Source organism: Actinacidiphila sp. bgisy144, assembly GCF_057708105.1.
This window is the reverse complement of sequence record NZ_JBYIRM010000013.1, coordinates 132,837-153,808: the sequence shown is the minus strand read 5'-3', so window position 1 is coordinate 153,808 and position 20,972 is coordinate 132,837. Positions and strand designations below refer to the sequence as shown.

19 protein-coding genes and 1 riboswitch are annotated in these 20,972 nt (G+C 73.0%); of the genes, 6 read left to right on the top strand and 13 right to left on the bottom strand.

Annotated features, from left to right (window positions below; translation table 11 throughout):
* Positions 1-43: 43 nt before the first annotated feature.
* Positions 44-1,489 carry a gamma-aminobutyraldehyde dehydrogenase gene (locus AC3EVP_RS17480; protein ID WP_435130866.1) on the bottom strand — a complete coding sequence of 482 codons (1,446 nt, stop codon included), beginning with the start codon at positions 1,487-1,489 and terminating at the stop codon, positions 44-46.
* A gap of 206 nt (positions 1,490-1,695) precedes the next feature.
* On the opposite strand from AC3EVP_RS17480, the gene AC3EVP_RS17475 reads away from it, so the two are divergent.
* From AC3EVP_RS17475 to AC3EVP_RS17455, 5 genes are all read left to right on the top strand, one after another.
* Positions 1,696-2,157 carry an Lrp/AsnC family transcriptional regulator gene (locus AC3EVP_RS17475; protein ID WP_435130960.1) on the top strand — a complete coding sequence of 154 codons (462 nt, stop codon included), beginning with the start codon at positions 1,696-1,698 and terminating at the stop codon, positions 2,155-2,157.
* A gap of 2 nt (positions 2,158-2,159) precedes the next feature.
* Entirely contained in the window at positions 2,160-3,539 is a 1,380-nt protein-coding gene (locus AC3EVP_RS17470) for an aspartate aminotransferase family protein (protein ID WP_335981517.1), read from the top strand.
* Between the two features lie 192 nt (positions 3,540-3,731).
* A complete protein-coding gene (locus AC3EVP_RS17465; RefSeq protein WP_435130864.1) occupies positions 3,732-4,526 on the top strand; it encodes an ABC transporter ATP-binding protein in 795 nt (264 codons plus the stop codon).
* Positions 4,527-4,587: 61 nt separating this feature from the next.
* Entirely contained in the window at positions 4,588-5,778 is a 1,191-nt protein-coding gene (locus tag AC3EVP_RS17460; protein WP_435130863.1) for a hypothetical protein, read from the top strand.
* 419 nt (positions 5,779-6,197) lie between these two features.
* The gene (locus AC3EVP_RS17455) at positions 6,198-7,274 is read left to right on the top strand and encodes an LOG family protein (protein ID WP_435130959.1); all 1,077 of its coding nucleotides are present in this window, start codon (positions 6,198-6,200) and stop codon (positions 7,272-7,274) included.
* 6 nt (positions 7,275-7,280) lie between these two features.
* Here AC3EVP_RS17455 and AC3EVP_RS17450 read toward each other — a convergent pair whose 3' ends face one another.
* The 10 genes from AC3EVP_RS17450 to rpsB form a co-directional block, all read right to left on the bottom strand.
* The gene (locus tag AC3EVP_RS17450) at positions 7,281-8,357 is read right to left on the bottom strand and encodes an ABC transporter ATP-binding protein (protein WP_435130861.1); all 1,077 of its coding nucleotides are present in this window, start codon (positions 8,355-8,357) and stop codon (positions 7,281-7,283) included.
* Complete coding sequence (locus AC3EVP_RS17445; RefSeq protein ID WP_435130957.1) at positions 8,354-9,961, bottom strand: ABC transporter permease; 1,608 nt, start codon at positions 9,959-9,961, stop codon at positions 8,354-8,356. Before AC3EVP_RS17445 ends, AC3EVP_RS17450 begins: the two co-directional genes overlap by 4 nt.
* 113 nt (positions 9,962-10,074) lie before the next feature.
* Positions 10,075-11,181 carry a thiamine ABC transporter substrate-binding protein gene (locus tag AC3EVP_RS17440; RefSeq protein ID WP_435130859.1) on the bottom strand — a complete coding sequence of 369 codons (1,107 nt, stop codon included), beginning with the start codon at positions 11,179-11,181 and terminating at the stop codon, positions 10,075-10,077.
* A riboswitch (TPP riboswitch) is annotated at positions 11,173-11,316 on the bottom strand. (Overlaps the previous gene by 9 nt.)
* An 89-nt stretch (positions 11,317-11,405) precedes the next feature.
* Complete coding sequence (rlmN, locus tag AC3EVP_RS17435) at positions 11,406-12,524, bottom strand: dual-specificity RNA methyltransferase RlmN (RefSeq protein WP_435130857.1); 1,119 nt, start codon at positions 12,522-12,524, stop codon at positions 11,406-11,408.
* 106 nt (positions 12,525-12,630) lie between these two features.
* Positions 12,631-13,626, bottom strand: coding sequence for an SRA domain-containing endonuclease (locus tag AC3EVP_RS17430; protein ID WP_435130855.1), 996 nt, complete (start codon positions 13,624-13,626; stop codon positions 12,631-12,633).
* 35 nt (positions 13,627-13,661) lie between these two features.
* Complete coding sequence (locus AC3EVP_RS17425) at positions 13,662-14,705, bottom strand: phosphatidate cytidylyltransferase (RefSeq protein ID WP_435130954.1); 1,044 nt, start codon at positions 14,703-14,705, stop codon at positions 13,662-13,664.
* 31 nt (positions 14,706-14,736) lie between these two features.
* Positions 14,737-15,294 (bottom strand): ribosome recycling factor, encoded by a 558-nt coding sequence (frr, locus tag AC3EVP_RS17420; protein WP_335981631.1) that lies wholly within the window; start codon positions 15,292-15,294, stop codon positions 14,737-14,739.
* A 118-nt stretch (positions 15,295-15,412) separates the two neighbouring features.
* The gene (gene pyrH, locus AC3EVP_RS17415) at positions 15,413-16,222 is read right to left on the bottom strand and encodes a UMP kinase (RefSeq protein ID WP_335981529.1); all 810 of its coding nucleotides are present in this window, start codon (positions 16,220-16,222) and stop codon (positions 15,413-15,415) included.
* Between the two features lie 244 nt (positions 16,223-16,466).
* Positions 16,467-17,303 (bottom strand): translation elongation factor Ts, encoded by an 837-nt coding sequence (gene tsf, locus AC3EVP_RS17410; RefSeq protein WP_335981531.1) that lies wholly within the window; start codon positions 17,301-17,303, stop codon positions 16,467-16,469.
* 114 nt (positions 17,304-17,417) lie between these two features.
* Positions 17,418-18,344: a 30S ribosomal protein S2 gene (gene rpsB, locus AC3EVP_RS17405; protein WP_435130852.1), complete on the bottom strand. Its 927-nt coding sequence runs from the start codon at positions 18,342-18,344 to the stop codon at positions 17,418-17,420.
* A 515-nt stretch (positions 18,345-18,859) separates the two neighbouring features.
* On the opposite strand from rpsB, the gene AC3EVP_RS17400 reads away from it, so the two are divergent.
* The gene (locus AC3EVP_RS17400) at positions 18,860-19,324 is read left to right on the top strand and encodes a peptidoglycan DD-metalloendopeptidase family protein (protein ID WP_335981533.1); all 465 of its coding nucleotides are present in this window, start codon (positions 18,860-18,862) and stop codon (positions 19,322-19,324) included.
* A 117-nt stretch (positions 19,325-19,441) separates the two neighbouring features.
* Here AC3EVP_RS17400 and AC3EVP_RS17395 read toward each other — a convergent pair whose 3' ends face one another.
* On the bottom strand, positions 19,442-20,326 hold the full coding sequence (locus tag AC3EVP_RS17395) for an LLM class F420-dependent oxidoreductase (RefSeq protein WP_435130850.1): 885 nt from the start codon (positions 20,324-20,326) through the stop codon (positions 19,442-19,444).
* Positions 20,327-20,355: 29 nt separating this feature from the next.
* Positions 20,356-20,913, bottom strand: a complete 558-nt coding sequence (locus tag AC3EVP_RS17390) for a TetR/AcrR family transcriptional regulator (RefSeq protein ID WP_435130951.1) — start codon at positions 20,911-20,913, stop codon at positions 20,356-20,358.
* Between the last annotated feature and the right edge of the window lie 59 nt (positions 20,914-20,972).

The window sequence follows — 20,972 nt, the reverse complement described above, 5'->3', positions numbered from 1 at the left end:
TCCGCACTCCTCGGTGCGCACCGGCCGCCGGCGGGGTTCGCGCTCACGCCTCCAGCGAGGTCATGACGTGCTTGATGCGGGTGTAGTCCTCGAAGCCGTACGCGGACAGGTCCTTGCCGTAGCCGGACTGCTTGAACCCGCCGTGCGGCATCTCGGCGACCAGCGGGATGTGGGTGTTGATCCACACGCAGCCGAAGTCGAGCTTCTTCGACATCCGCATCGCCCGGCCGTGGTCCTTGGTCCACACCGAGGAGGCCAGGCCGTAGTCCACGTCGTTGGCCCAGGTGACCGCCTGCTCCTCGTCGGTGAACGACTGGACGGTGATGACCGGGCCGAACACCTCGCGCTGCACCGCCTCGTCGTCCTGCCGCAGCCCGGAGACGACGGTGGGCGCGTAGAAGTAGCCCTCCTCGCCGACCCGGTGGCCGCCGGCCTCGACCTTGGCGTGCGCGGGCAGCCGGTCGACGAACCCGGCGACCTGGGCGAGCTGGTTGGCGTTGTTGAGCGGGCCGAAGAGCACGTCCTCGTCGTCGGGCAGGCCGGTCCTGGTGGCGGCGGCGGCCTTGGCCAGCGCCGCGGTGAACTCCTCGCGCACGCCCTCCTGCACGAGCACCCGGCAGGCGGCGGTGCAGTCCTGGCCGGCGTTGAAGAACCCGGCGAGGGCGATGTCCTCGGCGGCCTTGGCGAGCGCCTGGCTGTCGAGGTCGTCGAAGACCACCACCGGCGCCTTGCCGCCCAGTTCCAGGTGCACCCGCTTGACGTCCTTGGCGGCGGACCCGGCGACCTCGATCCCGGCCCGGACCGAGCCGGTGATGGACGCCATCGCCGGCACCGGGTGCTCGACCATCAGCCGGCCGGTGTCGCGGTCGCCGCAGACCACGTTGAACACGCCCTTGGGCAGCACCCCGGCGATGATCTCGGCGAGCAGCACGGTGGAGGCCGGGGTGGTGTCGGAGGGCTTCAGCACCACGGTGTTGCCCGCCGCGATCGCCGGGGCGAACTTCCACACCGCCATCATCATCGGGTAGTTCCACGGCGCGACCTGCGCGCACACCCCGACCGGCTCGCGCCGCACGATCGAGGTCAGGCCCTCCATGTACTCGCCGGCCGAGCGGCCCTCCAGCAGCCGGGCGGCGCCGGCGAAGAACCGGATCTGGTCCACCATCGGCGGGACCTCCTCGCTCGCGGTGAGCGCGAGCGGCTTGCCGGTGTTCTCGCTCTCCACCGCGACCAGTTCGTCCGCGCGCGCCTCGATGGCGTCGGCGATCCTCAGCAGCGCCTTCTGCCGCTCGGCGGGCGTGGTGTCGCACCAGCCGGGGAAGGCCGCCCGGGCGGCGGCCATGGCCGCGTCGACGTCGGCCCTGCCGGACAGCGGCGCGGTCGCGTACGCCCGGCCGGTGACCGGACTGACCACCTCGGTGGTGCGCCCGTCGGCGGCGTCGCGGAATTCTCCGTCGATGTGGTTGCGCAGAGTACGGAGTTCGGTCACGGCGCTTGCTCCCTGGTCCATCCGGTTCGTGTCCATGTAGTGAGACGCCGCCCAGCTTAACGCCAGGACTGCCGTATTCGACACGCCCGCCGGGCTACAACAACCGATTCAGTGTTGCAGGCGGCTTAACACAACGGAATTCATCGTGCGGGGCTTGCGGGACCGTCGACCTCTCCTGCACAGTGGTGCGCGTGGCCACTCGTGACATGAACGGCGCCTCCGCCTCGATAGACGCGGTCTCGAAGGCGATCATCGAACAGCTCCAGGAGGACGGGCGCCGCCCGTACGCGGCGATCGGCAAGGCGGTGGGGCTGTCCGAGGCCGCGGTGCGCCAGCGGGTGCAGAAGCTGCTGGACCAGGGCGTGATGCAGATCGTCGCGGTGACCGACCCGCTCACCGTCGGCTTCCGCCGCCAGGCGATGGTCGGCGTCAACGTCGAGGGCGACCTCGAGCCGGTCGCCGACGCGCTCGCGGCCCTCGACGAGGTCGAGTACGTGGTGCTCACCGCCGGCTCGTTCGACCTGCTGGTGGAGATCGTCTGCGAGGACGACGACCACCTGCTGGAGATGATCAACAAGCGCATCCGCGCGCTGCCGGGCGTCCGCACCACCGAGACCTTCGTCTACCTCAAGCTCCGCAAGCAGACCTACACCTGGGGAACCAGATAGCCATGACCGCTTCGCACGCCGAGCAGCCCGACCAGTCGAAGTCCGCCTACGACCACCTGTGGATGCACTTCACCCGCATGTCGGACTACCAGGACGCCCCGGTGCCGACCATCGTCCGCGGCGAGGGCGCGTCCATCTACGACGCGCGCGGCAAGCGCTACATCGACGGCCTGTCCGGGCTGTTCGTGGTGCAGGCCGGGCACGGACGCCACGAACTCGCCGAGACCGCCTACAAGCAGGCGCAGGAGCTGGCCTTCTTCCCGATCTGGAGCTACGCCCACCCCAAGGCGGTCGAGCTCGCCGAGCGGCTGGCCGGGTACGCGCCCGGCGACCTGAACAAGGTCTTCTTCACCACCGGCGGCGGCGAGGCGGTGGAGACCGCCTGGAAGCTGGCGAAGCAGTACCACAAGCTGACCGGCAACCCCACCAAGTACAAGGTGATCTCGCGGGCGGTCGCCTACCACGGCACCCCGCAGGGCGCCCTGTCCATCACCGGACTGCCCGCGCTCAAGGCCCCGTTCGAACCGCTGGTGCCCGGCGCCCGCAAGGTGCCCAACACCAACATCTACCGCGCCCCGATCCACGGCGACGACCCGGAGGCGTTCGGCCGCTGGGCCGCCGACCAGATCGAGCAGGAGATCCTCTTCGAGGGCCCCGACACCGTGGCCGCGGTCTTCCTCGAACCGGTGCAGAACGCCGGCGGCTGCTTCCCGCCGCCGCCCGGCTACTTCCAGCGGGTCCGCGAGATCTGCGACCGGTACGGGGTGCTGCTCGTCTCCGACGAGGTGATCTGCGCGTTCGGGCGGCTGGGCACCATGTTCGCCTGCGACAAGTTCGACTACGTGCCCGACATGATCACCTGCGCCAAGGGCATGACCTCCGGCTACTCCCCGATCGGCGCGTGCGTCGTCTCCGACCGGCTCGCCGAGCCGTTCTACCGCGACGGCAACACCTTCCTGCACGGCTACACCTTCGCCGGACACCCCGTCTCGGCGGCCGTGGCCCTCACCAACCTCGACATCTTCGAGCGCGAGGGGCTCAACCAGCACGTGCTGGACCACGAGGCGGCCTTCCGCGCCACCCTCGACCAGCTGCGGGACCTGCCGATCGTCGGCGACGTGCGCGGCAACGGCTTCTTCTACGGCATCGAGCTGGTCAAGGACAAGGCGACCAAGGAGACGTTCACCGACGAGGAGACCGAGCGCGTGCTGTACGGCTTCCTGTCCAAGGCGCTCTTCGACAACGGGCTGTACTGCCGCGCCGACGACCGCGGCGACCCGGTGATCCAGCTCGCCCCGCCGCTCATCGCCGAGCAGCCGCTCTTCGACGAGATCGAGTCCATCCTGCGCGGCGTGCTCAAGGAGGCGTGGACGAAGCTCTGACCGGCCGCCGGCCGCTGAGCACGGACCGCAGCCCGCCCCCTGCCGCCCGGCAAGGGGCGGGCTGCGCCGATCGGGGGGTTCGCGGGGGCGCCTGCGGGGCGGGCGCGGCGGCCGCGCATAGCGTGCCGAGCAGTGACCGGACACGTCCCGGGCTCGTTGCCCGGGTGAACTCGCGATCCGCGGAGGTACGGCATGGAGGCCCCGCCCGACAACGACGTGCTCTGGGCTCGCGCCCTGCGTCACTCCTACCAGGGCTCGCCCGCGCTGCTCGGCGTGTCGGTCAGCGTGCGGGCCGGGGAGATCCTCGCGCTCGCCGGACCGCGCGGCGCGGGCAAGTCGACGCTGCTGCGCTGCCTTTCCGGACAGCTCGTCCCCGACGAGGGCGAGGTCTGGTTCAACAGCGGCCCGGTGCACACACTGCCCGACCCCGCCCGCGAGCGGCTGCGCCGCGACCGGTTCGGCTGGGTCGGCACCGACCCGCACCTGCTGCCCGAGCTGAACGTGTGGGAGAACGCCGCCCTGCCGCTGCTGCTGCGCGGCGAGAGCAGCCGGACCGCGCGGACCGCCACCCGCGAGTGGCTGGAGCGCCTCGACATCGGCGACGTCGCCCGCAGCCGGCCGGCCGGGCTGTCCGCCGCTCAGCGCCAGCGCGTCGCCGTGGCCCGCGCCCTGGTCACCGGCCCGGCCGTGGTCTTCGCCGACGAGCCGACCGCGACGCTGCACCGCGACGACCGGGCGCACGTGCTGCGCACCCTCACCAGCGCGGCCCGCTCCCACGGCATCACCGTCGTGCTGGCCACGGCCGACCCCGACATCGCCGCGCACGCCGACCGGACCGTGCCCTTCGCCGACGGCCGCGTGGTGACCGCCGCGCCGGAGCAGAACTCGGGCCAGGGCGCCGCCCAGGGCAAGGGGCCGGCCCAGGGCAAGGGCAAGGGGACGGGGCAGAACCCGGACCTGGCCGCTCCCCGCCCGGCCAGCGTATGAACGCCCGCGTACGGCGCCCGCGCCCCGGGCGGAGCGCGGCCGGCCGCGGGGGGTGCGGCCGGTGCTGAGCCTTCGGCTGCTGCGCGGGGCGAGTCCGGCGGCGCTCGGCCGGTGGGTGCTGGCCGCTCTCGCGTCGTGCGGCACCGGACTGCTGCTGCTGGCGGCCCTCGGCTGGGCGCTGGCCCACCCGGGCGGCGCCTCGCACACGGTGGTACGCCTCGGCTGGTGCGTGGTGCCGGCGATCGTCAGCGTGCAGCTGGCGGTCGCGGTGGGCCGCGCCCAGTCGACCGGCTGGCCCCGGGCCGGGCTCACCGCGGTCGGCCTGGGCCGGAACGGCCTGGTGCTGCTCGCCGCGGCGACGGTGACCCTGGTGTGCGCGTGCGGCAGCGTGCTGGCGCTGCTGCTCTTCCTCCAATTGCGCGGCGACGTGACCGGTGTGCCCTACCACGGCGTCGGCCCCGGGCTCCTGGCGGCGGGCCACAGCCTGCCGCTCGCCGGGGCGGTCACGCTGCTGGCCCTGGTCCCGCTGGCGGCGGGCGCCGCGAGCGCGGCACGGCTGCGCACCGAGCAGCGCCCCGACGGACGGCGGACGGACGGGCAGCGGCCGGACCGGGGCCGTGCCCGCCCGGGCGGCCCGGACGCGGGCGCGATCGAACCGGACGAGCAGGTGCCCGCCGGGCTCCCGTGGGGCGTCGCGCTGATCGCCGTCGGGCTGGCGCTCGAGGCGACAGCCCCCGACCGGCACACCTTCCCGCTGCCCAGCGGCCTGGGCGCGATGGCGCCGGCCGCGGTCGGCGGCTGGGTGCTCACCGCCGCCGGGCTGGTGCTGGCCGGCCCCGGACTGGTCCACGCCTGCGGGCGGTTGCTCGCCGCCTACCGGCCCGGCGGGCTGCGGCTGCTGGCCGGGCGCGGGCTCCAGCACGAGGCGCGGCGGCTCGGCCGCCCGCTCGGCCTGCTCTCGGCGACCGTGGCGGCGCTGGTGGCCGGCTACGGCCTGCACCAGGACAGCGGCCGCACCCTCGGGCCGGTCACCACCTTCGCGGTGCTGCTGATCTGCATGTGCGTGCTGGCCTCGGCCGCGCTGGCCGCGCGGGAGTCCCACGCCGCGCGCGCGTCCGCGCGGGCCGCGCTGCGCGAACTCGCGGCGCCCGCCGCGGTGCTGCGCGCGTCGGCGGCGGTACGGGCCGGCGTGCTGGCGGTCGCGTTCCTGGTGCCGGCGCTGCTGGTCGCGGCGCTCTCGCCGACGCCCTAGCGCTCCCTCTCCCGGTCCGCAGCCCCTCCGCCTCCCGGCCCGTAACCCGTCCGCTTCCCAGTCCGCAGCCCCTCCCCTTCCGGCCCGTAACCCGTCCCCTTCCCGGCCCGTAGCCCGTCCCCTTCCCGGCCCGTGGCCCCTCCCCCCGTCCCGATCCGTCCCCGGCGCCGCGCGCGGTCCTCCCGCACGCGGCGCCGCGTCAACGGCGCGCCGCCGCTGTCCCTCTTCGCGGCGGCCCGGCGCCGACCGCGGCGCGCTATCGTGCTCGCGTGGCAGCGCCTACCTCCCCAGACTCGCCCCGTCCCGCCCGTCCGCGGCTGCCGCGTCCCGCGGCCGGCCCGTACCGCGGCCCGGTGCCGCCCGAGCCGCCGAAGGCGCCCTCGGGCGCCGCGCCGGAAGGTGTCCGCCGGACCCGCGAGGTGGAGACGCTGGAGGAGTTCGACGCGGTCGCGCTCGGCGGGTCCTTCGCGGACTGCCGGGTGCGGGCGGTGGACCTGACCTCCCGCACCTTCGCGCTGCTGGTCACCGACACCTCGCAAGCGGTCTTCCTCGGCTGCCCGATGGAACCGCAGGCGCTGGCCCAGGTGCGGGCCGGCGGCGCGCTGGTCTTCCCGCCGGTGCCCGGCCTGCCCTTCGACCCCTACCGCGCGGCGCCCTACCGGCCCGAGGAGCTGTACGCGGGCCTGGCCGAGAGCGGCTACGGCGCGACACCGGACGCGCTGACGTACGACTGGTGGCTGCGGACCGCCGCCGAGCGCGACGTGTTCGCCTCCATGCTGCGCTCCATCCACGACGACGCGGTCTCCGACGCCCTGGACGAGCAGCTCGGCGGCGAGCAGGTGGTGGGCGTGCTGGGCGGGCACGCCATGGAGCGCGGCACCCCGGCGTACGCGGGCGCCGCCCGGCTGGGCCGCGCGCTGGCCACCGCCGGGCTGACCGTGGCGACCGGCGGCGGCCCGGGCGCGATGGAGGCGGCGAACTTCGGGGCGTACGCGGCCGCGTACGACGACGTGATGCTCGGCAAGGCGCTCGACGTCCTCGCGGGCACCCCGTCCTTCGCGCCCTCCGTCGACGCCTGGGCGTCCACCGCCTTCGAGGTGCGCGAGCGCTGGCCGGACGGCGGGCCCTCCTACGGCCTGCCCACCTGGTTCTACGGCCACGAGCCGCCCAACCCGTTCGCCGCGCACATCGCGAAGTTCTTCGCGAACGCCACCCGTGAGGACGGGCTCCTGACACGCTGCACCGCCGGCGCCGTCTTCCTGCCGGGCGCCGCCGGCACCGTCCAGGAGGTCTTCGACGCCGCCACCGCCAACTACTACGGCTCGCACGGCGACCCGGCCCCCATGGTCCTGGTCGACCACGCCCACTGGACCGCCGAGCTGCCCGTCTGGCCGCTGCTCCAGGCCCTCGCCGACGGCCGGCCCATGAGCGCGCGCATCACCCTGGTCGACAGCGTCGACGAGGTGCCCGCGGCGCTGGCCCGCCTCAGCGCGTAGCCCGCCTCACCCCGCGGCCGGGCGTTCGCCGGGAGCGGCCCGCACGGCGGACCGGGCGAGGACGACGACGTCCTCGGGGGCGAACACCGCGCCCACCCGGGCGCCGATCTCCGGCGCGTCGCGCAGCGCGCACTCCGCTTCGAGGGCGGGCCCCTGCGCGGGCTGGAGCAGCACTCCCACATGGCCGCCGCGGAAGGTCCGCGAGACCACCTCGCAGCGCGGTCCGGCGCCGTCGGCCGGCCCGAGCCGTACGCCCGAGGGCCGCACGAGCAGGCGGTGCTCGCCGTCGGGGGTGCCGTCGGGGACGGCCAGCTTGCCCCAGGCGGTCACCGCGACACCACCGCTGACCACGGCGTCGGTGATGTTGTCGAACCCCAGGAAGCGGGCCACGAACTCCGAGCCGGGCTGCTGCCACACCTCGAGGGGCGTACCGCTGCGCACGATCCGCCCGTCGCGCATCACCACCACCCGGTCCGCGAGCGCGAACGCCTCCCCCTGGTCGTGCGTGACGGCCAGCACGGTGGTGCCCAACTGCCCGAACAGCCGACGCAGTTCGACGACCAGCCGTTCGCGCAGGGAGCGGTCGAGCTGGCCCAACGGCTCGTCGAGCATCAGCAGCCGCGGCTCGGACGCGAGGGCGCGGGCCAGCGCGACCCGCTGCTGCTCGCCGCCGGAGAGGGTGGCGACGGGGCGGGCCGCGGCGCCGGGCAGCCCCACCAGGTCCAGCAGTTCGGCGGTCCGCCGCTCGCGGTCCTGGCGCGGCATCCCGTGCATGCGCGGCCCGAACGCCACGTTGCCGCCGACGTCGCGCTGCGGGAAGAGCTGGTGGTCCTGGAACATCAGCCCGACCCCGCGGCGGTGCGCGGGCACGCCCCGCTGGTCGGCGCCATCCAGCAGCACCCGGCCGCCGTCGAGCGCCTGGAGCCCGGCGACGGCGCGCAGCAGGGTGGACTTGCCGCTGCCGGACGGCCCGAGCACGCAGACGATCTCGTGCGCGGCCGCGTCCACGCTCACCTCGTCCAGCGCGGCGCGCGCCCCGAACCGTACGGTGGCCGCGTCCACGCGCAGCAGGGTGCCGGTCATCGCGACCTCTCCGACAGCGGGTACTCCAGGATCAGCAGGCTGGCCGCGCAGACCACCATGAGGATGGTGCTCAGCGCCATCGCCTGGCCGTAGTTCATCTCGCCGGCCCGGCCGAGCAGGCGGGCGACGGCGACCGGCAGGGTGGGGCTGTCGGGGCGGGCGATGAAGACCGTGGCACCGAACTCGCCGAGCGAGACGGCGAACGCGAACCCGGCCGCGATGCCCAGCGCCCGCCGTACCAGCGGGAGTTCGACCTCGCGCCAGACCCGCAGCGGGGAGGCGCCCAGCATCGCCGCGGCCTCCCGCAGCCGTTCGTCGACGGCCCGCAGCACCGGCAGCATCACCCGCACCACGAACGGCGCGCCGACCAGCGCCTGGGCCAGCGGCACCAGCAGCCAGGAGTCCCGCAGGTCCAGCGGCGGCTTGTCGAGGGCGATCAGGAAGCCGAAGCCGACGGTGACCGCGGAGGTGCCCAGCGGCAGCATCATCAGCCCGTCGAAGCCGCGCATCAGCCGGCCGCCGCGGCGGGTCAGGGCGGCCGCGGCCAGCCCGCCGACGACCAGGGCGATCACGGTGGCGGCGGCCGCGTAGCGCACCGAGTTCCAGACGGTCTGCAACGGTGGGACGAGGAAGGTGCCGTCGCCGCCGGTGGTGCCAAGCGCGCGGTAGAAGGCCAGGCCGTAGCCGTTCGGGCCGTCGAAGGAGCGGGCGGCGAGCACGCCGAGCGGCAGCAGGATCAGCAGCGCGACCGAGGCGAGGACGGCGGCCAGCAGCGCGCGTTCGCCCCGGCCGCGCGGGCGGTGCGCGGTGCCGGCCGGGTCGACCAGGCGCAGCGCGGACTCCCCACGCCGGGTGGTCCAGGCGTGCACGGCCAGGATCGCGGCCACGGCGGCGAACTGGAGCAGGGTGAGCACGGCCGCGGTGGGCAGGTCGAAGATCTCGGCGGTCTCCCGGTAGATCTCGACCTCCAGGGTGGCGCGGGTGGGGCCGCCGAGGATCTGGATGACGCCGAAGGAGGTGAAGGTGAACAGGAAGACCATCACCCCGGCGGCCGCGACGGCAGGCCCGAGCGCGGGCAGGGTGACGCGGCGCCAGGCGGTGAGGCGGCCCGCGCCGAGCATGCGGGCGGCCTCCTCCTGGCGCGGGTCGAGCTGGGCCCACAGGCCGCCGACGGTGCGGACGACCACGGCGTAGTTGAAGAAGACATGCGCGATGAGGATCGCCCACACCGAGGTGTCCAGGCGCACCCCGAACAGGCTGTCGGTGAAGCCGCCCTGCCCGAGCAGCGCGAGGAACGCCGAGCCCGCGACGACGGTCGGCAGCACGAACGGCACCGTGACCACGGCCCGCAGCAGCCGCTTGCCGGGGAAGTCCAGCCGCGCGAAGGCGTACGCCCCCGGCAGGGCGACCACCAGGGTCAGCGCGGTGGAGGCGGCCGCCTGCCAGCAGGTGAACCACAGCACGTGCCGGACCGAGCCGTCGCCGAGGACGTCGCCGATCCGGCCGAGCTGCCAGCGGCCGCCCTCGTGCAGGCCGCGGCCGACGATCGCCGCCACGGGGTAGGCGAAGAAGGCGGCGAAGAACGCCAGCGGCAGTGCGGCCAGGGCCGCTCCGGTGAGGACGCGGCGGCTACCACGGTGGGAGCCGGCCCGCGGCGCGGCGTTGCGCGGTGCGGCCTTGCGCGGCAGCCCGTTCTTCGGCGCTCCCTCCCGTGGCGCTACAGGACGATCGAGTTCCACGACTTCACCCAGTCGTCCCGCTTCGCGGCGATCTTGTCGGGCGCCAGCGTCGTGGGGTGCGGGACCTTCGCGCCGTACTTGGTGAACACCTCGGGCTCCACCGCGCCCTTCACGACCGGGTCGACGTACATCTGGAGCGGCATGTCCTGCTGGAAGGTCCGGCTGAGCATGAAGTCGATGAACGCCTTGGCGCCGGCGGGGTTCTTCGCGCCGTGCAGCAGCCCGGCGAACTCGATCTGGCGGAAGCAGGTGCCGGTGGCCACCCCGACGGGCGACTGCGCGGGCTGCGGGGTGACGCCGACCACCTCGGCGGGCGGGCTGGAGGCGTAGGAGACGACCAGCGGCTTGCTGCCCTTGGCCTTCTTGCCGGCGGCCGACCCGGAGAAGGCGTTGTCGTACGCCTGCTCCCAGCTGTCGACGACCTGCACGCCGTTGGCCTTCAGCTTCTTCCAGTACGCCTGCCAGCCGGAGTCGCCGTAGGTGGCGGCGGTGCCCAGCAGGAAGGCGAGCCCCGGGGAGGAGGTGGAGACGTTCTCGGTGACCAGCAGGTTCTTGTACTGCGGCTTGACCAGGTCGGCGAAGGTCTGCGGCGGCGCGAGGTGGTGGGAGGTGAAGTAGGCGCGGTCGTAGTTGACGCACACGTCGCCGGAGTCGATCGGCGTCACGCGGTGCTTGGCGGCGTCCAGTTGCACGTCCGCGGCGACCTGGTCCAGGCCCTTGGCGGTGTAGGAGTCGAACAGGCCGTTGCTCAGGGCGCGGGAGAGCAGGGTGTTGTCGACGCCGAAGAAGACGTCGCCGCGCGGGTGGTCCTTGGTGAGGATGGCCTGGTTGACCGCGGCGCCCGCGTCGCCGCCGCGCAGCACCTTGACGGTGTAGCCGGTCTCCTTGGTGAACTGCGCGAGCACCGAGGAGGAGGCGGCGAACGAGTCGTGGCTGACCAGGGTGACGGTCTTGGAGGGCTTGCCGGCGGCCGAGGAGGAGCCGGAACCGGAGCTGGAGCTCGAGCCGCAGCCGGCGAGGACGGTGGCGCCGGCGGTGGCGAGGACGAGCGCGCCGATGGCACGCCGACGGATGGTGCTGTTCACTGTGTGACTCCCTACGCCGGTATGACCCGGATCAGGTGGGAGGGTCTGCGGCCTGGGTCCCTCGACGGTCCTGCCGTCGGATCGGGTCCCAGCCGCACTCTCAGCGCCGTCTCAGGCGCTCCCCTGTCGGATGTTCACTTGTCCTGCGGTTCTGCGGTCGTGCGGTTCATGTGTCCTGCTGTTCATGTGTCCTGCTGGTACGACGAACACACCAGCGCACCGTATCAGCGTGCGGAGGCGGCGAGCTGACCGCAGGCCCCGTCGATCTCCTGGCCGCGGGTGTCGCGGACGGTCACCGGCACGCCGTGCGCCTCCAGTGCGGCCACGAACGCCCGCTCGTCCTCCGGCCGGGAGGCGGTCCACTTGGAGCCGGGGGTCGGGTTGAGCGGGATCAGGTTCACGTGCACCCGGTGGTTCTTCAGCAGCCGGCCGAGCCGGTCGGCGCGCCACGCCTGGTCGTTGACGTCGCGGATCAGGGCGTACTCGATGGAGACGCGGCGGCCGGAGACGTCGGCGTAGTGCCAGGCGGCGTCGAGCACCTCGCGGACCTTCCAGCGGGTGTTGACCGGCACGAGGGTGTCGCGCAGCTCGTCGTCGGGGGCATGCAGGGACACCGCGAGGCGGCACTTGAAGCCCTCGTCGGCGAAGCGGTGCATGGCCGGGACCAGGCCGACGGTGGAGACGGTGATGCCGCGCTGCGACAGCCCCAGCCCGTCGGGCGCCGGATCGGTCAGGCGCCGGATCGCGTCGACGACCCGGCGGTAGTTCGCGAGCGGCTCGCCCATGCCCATGAAGACGATGTTCGACAGCCGGTCCGGGGCGCCGGCCGCGCTGCCGGGCACGTCGCCGTCGCGCAGGGACCGCATCCCGGCGACGATCTGGTGCACGATCTCGGCCGTCGACAGGTTGCGGTCCAGGCCCGCCTGGCCGGTCGCGCAGAACGGGCAGTTCATCCCGCAGCCGGCCTGCGACGAGATGCACATCGTCACCCGGTCCGGGTACCGCATCAGCACCGACTCGACGAGCGTCCCGTCGAAGAGCCGCCACAGCGTCTTGCGGGTCTCCCCGTCGTCGCACGAGGCGTGCCGCACCACCGTCATCAGCTCCGGCAGCAGGTCGCCGGCCAGCTTCCCCCGCGCCCCCACCGGAATGTCCGTCCACGTCGCCGGATCGTCCGCATAGCGCGCGAAGTAGTGCTGCGACAACTGCTTCGCCCGGAACGGCTTCTCCCCCAGCGCCGCCACCGCCTCCCTCCGCTCCGCGGGCGAAAGATCAGCAAGATGCCGCGGCGGCTTCTTGGCCCCGCGCGGCACGGCAAACGTCAGTTCTCCGGGTACAGGCATGATGCCTACCAGTGTCGCAGACCCGCGGCAAGTAGCTGACCGTCGCATAACGTGGAGCACCGGCAACGCATAGCAACGAGGCGGGCGCTCCTGCGGCCACTGATGGCTACTGCACCGGGAACCCTTCAAAGCCGTCGTCGGACTGGGTGACCAGGGCGATGTTTTCGGCTGCCAGGAAATCGCGGAGGTCCTCGCCCGGGTCGCCGGGCAGCAGCACCGCGAGCCGTAGCCCAGGGGGTGTGTTCAAGTGGCGTCGGTAGTCGCGCAACTGCCCAATCGCCATGCGAACGTCGATACGTCGGCTCTTGCCCTTGGCTTCGTACAACACATTGTCGGTGTCGTCGTAAAGGTCGGTCATCAGCGATCCGGGCTCGCCAGCCACGGTGATCTGATGGCGATGGAAGGTATGTCCTGCCTCGGCCAACACCTGCTGGAAGGCGGTCACCAACTGGCCCTCTCGCCGCACTATGGCAACTGATCCGCCCGGCAGGTTGGCGGTGGTCTGGTCCGTTCCATGTCGCTCTACCGGGACGGCTGTCGCCCCGGGTGTCCCAATCCGGGGCTCGGAACTCGTCGGTACCTCAAGCACGGTCGTCGCCGGCGCAGGCTGCAAGAGGTCACGGTCGGTGAGCGCCAACTCTCCGGTCGCAGCCGGCCGCAGCCGAAAGACGTAAAGGCGGCGAGGCTCCACGCTGTTGGACGTACTCCAGCACTCTTCGTAGCTCTGCTCAGGATCGACCACGACCTGGCCGACATAGCGCTGCCGCACGGTTTTGGACTTACCTACGTATCCGTCAGCGACGAAGAGGTGTACCTCACGGCCCATCTCTGCATGGCGCAGCAATGATCCATTGACGCCCGTCAACGCTTGATCGCCCGTGGCGCCAGCACCGGTGTACAGATAAAGCGGTCCGCGCTCGTCATCCTCGGCGCGACCGTCGAAGGTGTAGCCGTGTTCGGCGCCCGCCTGCGGGTCCGAGAAGACCAGCACCATTTTCGTGTCGACAATGGGGACGATCCCACCCTGGAGCGACCCGCCTACCAGACGAGCAAGCTCCGCGCGCGTGGTGAAGTCGCCAGGAACGAGACGCGGTATCGGCATGGCCTCAATCTAGCGGCAACGCCCACGGCTTGGGGTCAGCCCTGGCCGACGAAGGAGACGAGGAGGAGCCAGACGACGGGGGCGGTGGGGAGGAGGGAGTCGAGGCGGTCCATGATGCCGCCGTGGCCCGGGAGGAGGGTGCCCATGTCCTTGATGCCGAGGTCGCGTTTGATCATGGACTCGCCGAGGTCGCCGAGGGTGGCGCTGACCGCCGCGGCCAGGCCCAGGAGCAGGCCCTGCCACCAGTGGCCGCCGTCGATGAAGTACTGCATGAGCAGGGCGCCGACGACCATCGCGAAGCTGATCGCGCCGACCAGGCCCTCGCGGGTCTTGCCGGGGCTGATCCGGGGCGCGAGCTTGTGGCTGCCGAAGCGCCAGCCGACCGCGTAGGCGCCGGTGTCGCTGATCACGGTGAGCAGCAGGAAGACCAGCACCCGCCGCGGACCGTCGTCGGCTGCGAGCATCATGACCACGAACGTGGCGAGGAACGGCACGTAGAACGCGGCGAACACGGCCGCGGTGACGTCCCGCAGGTAGTCCTCGGGCGGGGTGGCCATCCGCCAGACCAGCACCGCGAGCGCGGTGAGCGCCATCGCGATCCACGCGCCGTCGGCACCGCGGACGTACCCGGCGATCACCATCGCGGTGCCGCCGACCGCCAGCGGGACCAGCGGCGCGTGGATCTGCTTGCGCTCGGCGAGCCGGGAGGTCAGCTCCCACAGCCCGACGACCACCGCGACCACCACGATGCCGACGAAGACCGCCTTGACCACGAACAGCGCCGCCACGACCACCGCACCGAGGCCGACACCGACCCCTATCGCCGCCCGCAGGTCGCGCCCGGCGGACTTCTTCGCGGCCGGCGGTGGGTCCTGGGGCGGCGCGGACGGTGGCGGTGGCATGGTGGAGATCTTCCTCCTGACCCCGGGCTCCGTGGCGGAACCCGCCGCGTGACCGGCGCGTGGCGAAGCGCCCCAGGAAGAATCGTTCACGGAACGTCGCCTCGCGTCGTCGTCAGGTTGGTGGTCGGCCGGGGGGAACGTGCGGCGGTCCGGCCCGGACGCGCAGGGTCCGGCCAGGACACATCAGGTGCGCGGGAGACCGCGGAGGTCAGACCTCCAGCAGCTCCGCTTCCTTGTGCTTGAGCAGCTCGTCGACCTGCGCCACGTACTTCGCCGTGGTGTCGTCCAGCTCCTTCTCCGCGCGGCGCACCTCGTCCTCGCCGCTCTCGCCGTCCTTGACGAGCTTGTCCAGCGTCTCCTTGGCCTTGCGGCGGACGCTGCGGATGGAGATCTTCGCGTCCTCGCCCTTGGCCTTGGCGACCTTGATGTACTCGCGCCGCCGCTCCTCGGTGAGCTGCGGGAACACCACGCGGATGATCCGGCCGTCGTTGCTGGGGTTCACACCGAGGTCGGAGTTGCGGATCGCCTCTTCGATGTTGCGCAGGCTGCTGCTGTCGAAGGGGGTGATCACGGCCATCCGCGGCTCGGGCACGGCGAAGGAGGCGAGCTGGTTGATCGGGGTGACCGCGCCGTAGTACTCGGCGACGATCTTGTTGAACATCGCCGGGTGCGCACGGCCGGTGCGGATCGCCGCGAAGTCGTCCTTGGCGACGACGACGGCCTTCTCCATCTTCTCCTCGGCCTCGAGGAGGGTCTCTTCAATCACCATGTGCTCCTGGTATTCAGAAGGCAGAGCCGTCGGGTCCGGGCCCCTGCGCGCGTCTTCGTGCTCTTCCTGCACGGTGTCGGACCGGGCAGCCTGTTGTCCATACCGGCCGCGCCGGTCACGCCCTGGTGCCCTGGTCGTTGACCAGCGTGCCGATCTTCTCACCCTTGACCGCGCGGGCGATGTTGCCCTCGGCGAGCAGTTCGAAGACCAGGATCGGCAGTTTGTTGTCCTGGCAGAGGGTGATCGCGGTGAGGTCGGCGACCCGCAGGTCGCGGGCGATCAGCTCGCCGTACTCCAGGGCGTCGAAGCGGACGGCGTTCGGGTTGTGCTTCGGGTCGGAGTCGTAGACCCCGTCCACCCCGTTCTTGCCCATCAGCATCGCCACCGCGTCGATCTCCAGGGCGCGCTGCGCGGCGGTGGTGTCGGTGGAGAAGTAGGGCATGCCCATGCCGGCGCCGAAGATGACCACGCGGCCCTTCTCCAGGTGCCGGACGGCGCGCAGCGGGATGTAGGGCTCGGCGACCTGGCCCATGGTGATGGCGGTCTGCACCCGGGTCTCGATGCCCTCCTTCTCCAGGAAGTCCTGGAGGGCGAGGCAGTTCATCACGGTGCCGAGCATGCCCATGTAGTCGGAGCGGGCGCGGTCCATGCCGCGCTGCTGGAGTTCGGCGCCGCGGAAGAAATTGCCGCCGCCGAGCACGACCGCGATCTCGTAGCCCTCGCGGACCACCGCGGCGATCTCCCGGGCGATGGCGTGCACCACGTCGGGGTCGACGCCGAGCCCGCCACCGCCGGCGAACGCCTCGCCGGAGAGCTTGAGCAGGTAGCGGCGCGGAGCGGTCCCGTCGCGGCCTTCGTGCTGCTGCCCGCCGCCCTCGTGGGTGTGGTCGCGGGCCTTGCGGGCGCCTTCGGCACCATCATCCATGGGAGATCTCCTCGTGCACGTACCGAGGAGGCCATTGCCGTGGGTCCTTATCGGTTCCCGGTACGGCAATGGCCTCCTCGTCACCTCTGCGGCCGGCCGGCGGGCGGCCGGCCGCGTACGGCCCTGGCGGACCGTCTGTCTTGCCCCGTACGGCCGCCGGGCGGCCGTACGGACATCGGTGGCAGCCCGCGGCGGCCGAGTCGGTGTCTGCGGCCGGACCGGCGGGTGCCGGTGGGTGCGGACGTCAGACGCCGACGCGGAAGCGCGCGAAGGCCTTCAGGGTGACCCCGGCCTCGTCGAGCACCTTCTGCACGGTCTTCTTCGCGTCCTTGGCGAACGCCTGCTCCAGGACGACGTTCTCCTTGAAGAAGCCGTTGACCCGGCCTTCGACGATGCGCGGCAGGGCGGCGTCGGGCTTGCCCTCCTCGCGCGCGGTCGCCTCGGCGACGCGGCGCTCGTTGGCCACGGTCTCCTCGTCGATCTCGTCGCGGGTGAGGAACTTCGGGGCGAACGCGGCGATGTGCTGCGCGACGTCCTTGGCGGTCTGCGCGTCGGCCTTGTCCAGCTCGACCAGCACGCCGACCTGCGGGGGCAGGTCCGGGCTGGTGCGGTGCAGGTAGGAGGCGACGTAGCCGCCGGTGAACTGCGCGAAGCGGTCCAGCACGATCTTCTCGCCGAGGGTGGCGTTGGCCTCGTCGACGAACGCCTGGACGGTCTGGCCGTCCTTGATCTCGGAGGCGAGCAGCGCGCCGAGGTCGGCCGGCTTGGTGGCGGCGACGTGGGCGGCGATCGCGTCGGCGACGGCGACGAACTTGTCACCCTTGGCGACGAAGTCGGTCTCGCACTTCAGCTCGACGAGGACGCCCTCGGAGTTGTCGGCGGCGATGAGGGAGACGACGGCGCCGTTGGAGGCCGAGCGGCCCTCGCGCTTGGTGACGCCCTTCTGGCCCTTGACGCGGAGGATCTCGACGGCCTTGTCCAGGTCGCCTTCGGCCTCGGTGAGGGCGTTCTTGCAGTCCATCATGCCCGCGGCGGTGAGCTCGCGGAGCTTCTTGACGTCGGCGGCGGTGAAGTTCGCCATGGGTGTGAGTCTCTTCCCGGATGGTCGGTGGATCTACGGGTGAACGGCGGGGGCGCTCGGCCCCCGCCGTTGTCACGCGTGGTGCTGTTCCCGGACGCTCGCGTCCGCGGGCGGTCAGGCGCCGGTGGCGGCGTCGCCCTCGGTGGTGGCGGGCTTCTCGTCGGCCGGGGCGGCGGCGGGCGCCTCCTCCGCCGGGGCGGCGGCCTCGTCGGCCGGGGCGGCGTCGGCCGGGGCGTCGGCAGAGGCGGGGGCCTCGGCGTCGGCCTTCTTCTCGCCCTCGAGCAGGTCGCGCTCCCACTCGGCGAGCGGCTCGGCGGCGCCTTCGGCCTTCTTGTCGCCGGTGGCGGCGCCGGAGCGGGCGATGAGGCCCTCGGCGACGGCGTCGGCGATCACGCGGGTGAGCAGCGTGACGGAGCGGATCGCGTCGTCGTTGCCCGGGATCTTGTAGTCGACCTCGTCGGGGTCGCAGTTGGTGTCGAGGATCGCGACGACCGGGATGCGGAGCTTGCGCGCCTCACCGACGGCGATGTGCTCCTTCTTGGTGTCCACGATCCAGACGGCGCTGGGCACCTTCTGCATCTCGCGGATACCGCCGAGGGTCTTCTCCAGCTTGTCCTTCTCACGGGAGAGGACGAGCAGTTCCTTCTTGGTGAGGCCGGAGGCGGCCACGTCCGCGAAGTCGATCTCCTCGAGCTCCTTCAGGCGCTGCAGGCGCTTGTAGACGGTCGAGAAGTTGGTGAGCATGCCGCCCAGCCAGCGCTGGTTGACGTAGGGCATGCCGACGCGGGACGCCTGCTCGGCGATGGCCTCCTGCGCCTGCTTCTTGGTGCCGACGAACATGATGGAGCCGCCGTGCGCGACAGTCTCCTTGACGAACTCGTAGGCGCGGTCGATGTACGACAGCGACTGGAGCAGGTCGATGATGTAGATGCCGTTGCGCTCGGTGAAGATGAAGCGCTTCATCTTCGGGTTCCAGCGGCGGGTCTGGTGCCCGAAGTGGACGCCGCTCTCCAGCAGCTCCCGCATCGTGACGACGGCCATGGCCGTACTCCTTGAGGTACTCGGTTACCGCGACCGCCGGACGGTGGCCGCGCCTGACGTCCCGACGCGCCGTGCCACAGGGGACCGAGGGGCGCGGCCACCGCCCGTGACCATCAAGGTCCGGGGTTGGTGGCGGGGCGTGCGAAGTCGACCCGGTGACCCGGGTCGCCAGGGAAAGTGTACGGGACCGCCGGAGCCGCGGGCGACACCCGAGTTGTCCACAGGGTGCGGACCAAGATCATCGCGGGCGGGGCGCGGTGGGTCATCGTGGGGACATGGCGTACACGGCGGTGTGGTTGACGGTGGTGGCGGTGGTGCTGGCGGCGGGCGGAAGCGTGGCGGCCGGGGCCGAGGGCGGGGCGGGCACGGGAGTTGGGGACGGCGCCCGGGCCCGGGCATGGGAGGCGGCGGGTCCGGGGTCCGGGTCTGGAGCGGGGTCGACGGCGAGGTCGGGGTCGGGAGCGGGGTCGGCGGGCTGTACGGGGCCGCCGGGTCCGGCGGCGCGGTGCTGGCCGGTGGTGGGGCCGGGGGCGCGGGGCCGCCCGCTGGTGCTGCGTGCGTTCGAGCCGCCGGCGACACCGTGGGCGGCCGGGCACCGCGGGGTCGATCTGGCGGCCGGGGCGGGGGCTTCGGTGCGGGCGGCCGCCGCGGGCGAGGTGGCGTTCGCCGGGCCGGTCGGGGGCGTCCCGGTGGTGGTCGTGGCGCTGACCGGCGGTCTGCGCACCACCTACGAACCGGTACGGGCCGCCGTCGCGGTGGGTGCGGCGGTGGCGGCCGGGGACCGGGTGGGCGAGGTTGCCGTAGGGCGGCTGCCGCACTGCCCGGAGGTGTGTGTGCACTGGGGGCTGCTGCGCGGGGACGTCTACCTCGACCCGCTCACCCTGCTCCCGCCGGTGCTGCGCCGGGCCGGGCCGTCCCGGTTGCTGCCGGTGGCGGGGGCGGGCGGCGGCGGGAAAGGGGTGAGCGGGCGGAAGGGGTGAGCGCGGCTGCCGGGCGGGCGGCGGACGCGGGCGGGCCGCGGAGTGGGGCGGTGGAGCGGTGGAGCGCGGGGCCGCGGAGCCGGGCGGGCCGCGCGGTGGCGGCCCGCCCGGGCCGGATCAGCTCAGCGGCAGTACGGCGGCCAGCTCGCGCCACTCCTCACGCGGCAGGGCGCCGTCGGGGCGCAGCACCTGGAGGGCCACGTGGTCGGCGCCGGCCTCGTGGTAGGCGGCGACGCGGGTGCGGACGTCGACGGTGTCGCCGATCGCAAACAGGGCCTCGAGCAGGGCGTTGCTGCCGCCGTCGGCGAAGTCCTCGTCGGTGAAGCCGAGCCGGCGCCAGTTGTTCACGTAGTTGGGCAGCTGGAGGTAGCCGGCGAGGGCGGCGCGCGCGGTCTGGCGGGCCCGGACGAGGTCGGAGTCGAGGACGACGCCCAGCTCGGGGGCGAGCAGCCGGTCCGGGCCGAGGGCGGCGCGGGCCTGTGCGACGTGCTCGACGGTGACCAGGTACGGGTGGGCGCCGGCGGAGCGGTCCGCGGCCAGCTTGAGCATGCGGGGGCCGAGGGCGGCGAGCACCCGCCGGGCGGGCGGCACGGGGACGGGTGCGGAGTCCAGGCCGTCGAGGAACTCGACCATCTTCGCGTACGGGTGCGCGTACCCCTCGGTGATGGGGGCGTGGCTGACGCCGAGGCCGAGCAGGAACCGCTCGGCGGCGCCGGGCTCCAGCGCGGCGACGTCCCGGGCGACTTCCTCGGCGGGCTGGTTCCAGACGCTGAGGATGCCGGTGGCCAGGGTGATGCGGCGGGTCGCGGCGAGCAGCGGCACGGCGCGGGCCACCCGGGGCGAGCCGCCGAGCCAGATCGCGCCGTAGCCGAGTTCGTCCAGCTCCGCGGCGGCCGCGCGGTTCTCGTCCGGGGACTCGGCGTTGTCCTGGCTGAGCTGGAAGGCCCACACGCCGACCCGGCCGATGTTCTGCTGCGGTGTTCCTGGGGCTTGTGAAGTCATACCAGCGGCAACAGGGCGCTGTCGGCGGGCTATTCCGCGCTGTCCGCCGACCGGGTGACGCCGTGCAGGGCCATGGCGACGGCGGCCTCGACGATCTCGGTGGGCATCTCCGCCGCGCCCAGCTCGATCCGGCGGACCGCGGCGTCGACCACGCCTTGCAGCAGCATGGCGGTGAGCCGCGGCTCGGGGTGCCCCAGGCACGACAGTGCGGCCACCACCATGGCGATCAGGCCGCCGTGCGCGGCGCGGATCTTCTCCCGGGCGCCGGCGTCCAGCTCGCCGGCCGAGATCGCCACCACCGCGCGGTGCCTGCGGTCGCCGACCAGGGTGAGCTGGCTGCGGACGTACGCCTCGATCTTGTCCGCGGGGGTTTCGGCGGCCTGCATCGCGGCCTCGACCTCGGCGGCCCAGACCGGGAAGTCGACCGCGCACAGCTCCTCGACGACGGCGGCCCGCGAGCGGAAGTACTCGTAGACCGAGGAGCGGGCCAGTCCGGTCCGCTCGGCGAGGGCGGGGAAGGTGAGGGCATCGGTGCCGCCCTCGGACAGCAGGGTGCGGGCGGCGTCCAGCAGGGCGCGGCGCTGCATGGTCCGGTGCTCGGCCACCGAGGCCGCTCGAATTCTCGGCATTACTCCACTGTAGACAG

What these genes read in the sequence shown, in the direction of transcription:
- AC3EVP_RS17475 (WP_435130960.1), top strand. Translation starts at nt 1,696, where the DNA reads ATGAACGGCGCCTCCGCCTCGATAGACGCGGTCTCGAAGGCGATCATC.
- AC3EVP_RS17470 (WP_335981517.1), top strand. Translation starts at nt 2,160, where the DNA reads ATGACCGCTTCGCACGCCGAGCAGCCCGACCAGTCGAAGTCCGCCTAC.
- AC3EVP_RS17465 (WP_435130864.1), top strand. Translation starts at nt 3,732, where the DNA reads ATGGAGGCCCCGCCCGACAACGACGTGCTCTGGGCTCGCGCCCTGCGT.
- AC3EVP_RS17450 (WP_435130861.1), bottom strand. Translation starts at nt 8,357, where the DNA reads ATGACCGGCACCCTGCTGCGCGTGGACGCGGCCACCGTACGGTTCGGG.
- rlmN (WP_435130857.1), bottom strand. Translation starts at nt 12,524, where the DNA reads ATGCCTGTACCCGGAGAACTGACGTTTGCCGTGCCGCGCGGGGCCAAG.
- AC3EVP_RS17430 (WP_435130855.1), bottom strand. Translation starts at nt 13,626, where the DNA reads ATGCCGATACCGCGTCTCGTTCCTGGCGACTTCACCACGCGCGCGGAG.
- pyrH (WP_335981529.1), bottom strand. Translation starts at nt 16,222, where the DNA reads ATGGATGATGGTGCCGAAGGCGCCCGCAAGGCCCGCGACCACACCCAC.
- tsf (WP_335981531.1), bottom strand. Translation starts at nt 17,303, where the DNA reads ATGGCGAACTTCACCGCCGCCGACGTCAAGAAGCTCCGCGAGCTCACC.
- rpsB (WP_435130852.1), bottom strand. Translation starts at nt 18,344, where the DNA reads ATGGCCGTCGTCACGATGCGGGAGCTGCTGGAGAGCGGCGTCCACTTC.
- AC3EVP_RS17395 (WP_435130850.1), bottom strand. Translation starts at nt 20,326, where the DNA reads ATGACTTCACAAGCCCCAGGAACACCGCAGCAGAACATCGGCCGGGTC.
- AC3EVP_RS17390 (WP_435130951.1), bottom strand. Translation starts at nt 20,913, where the DNA reads ATGCAGCGCCGCGCCCTGCTGGACGCCGCCCGCACCCTGCTGTCCGAG.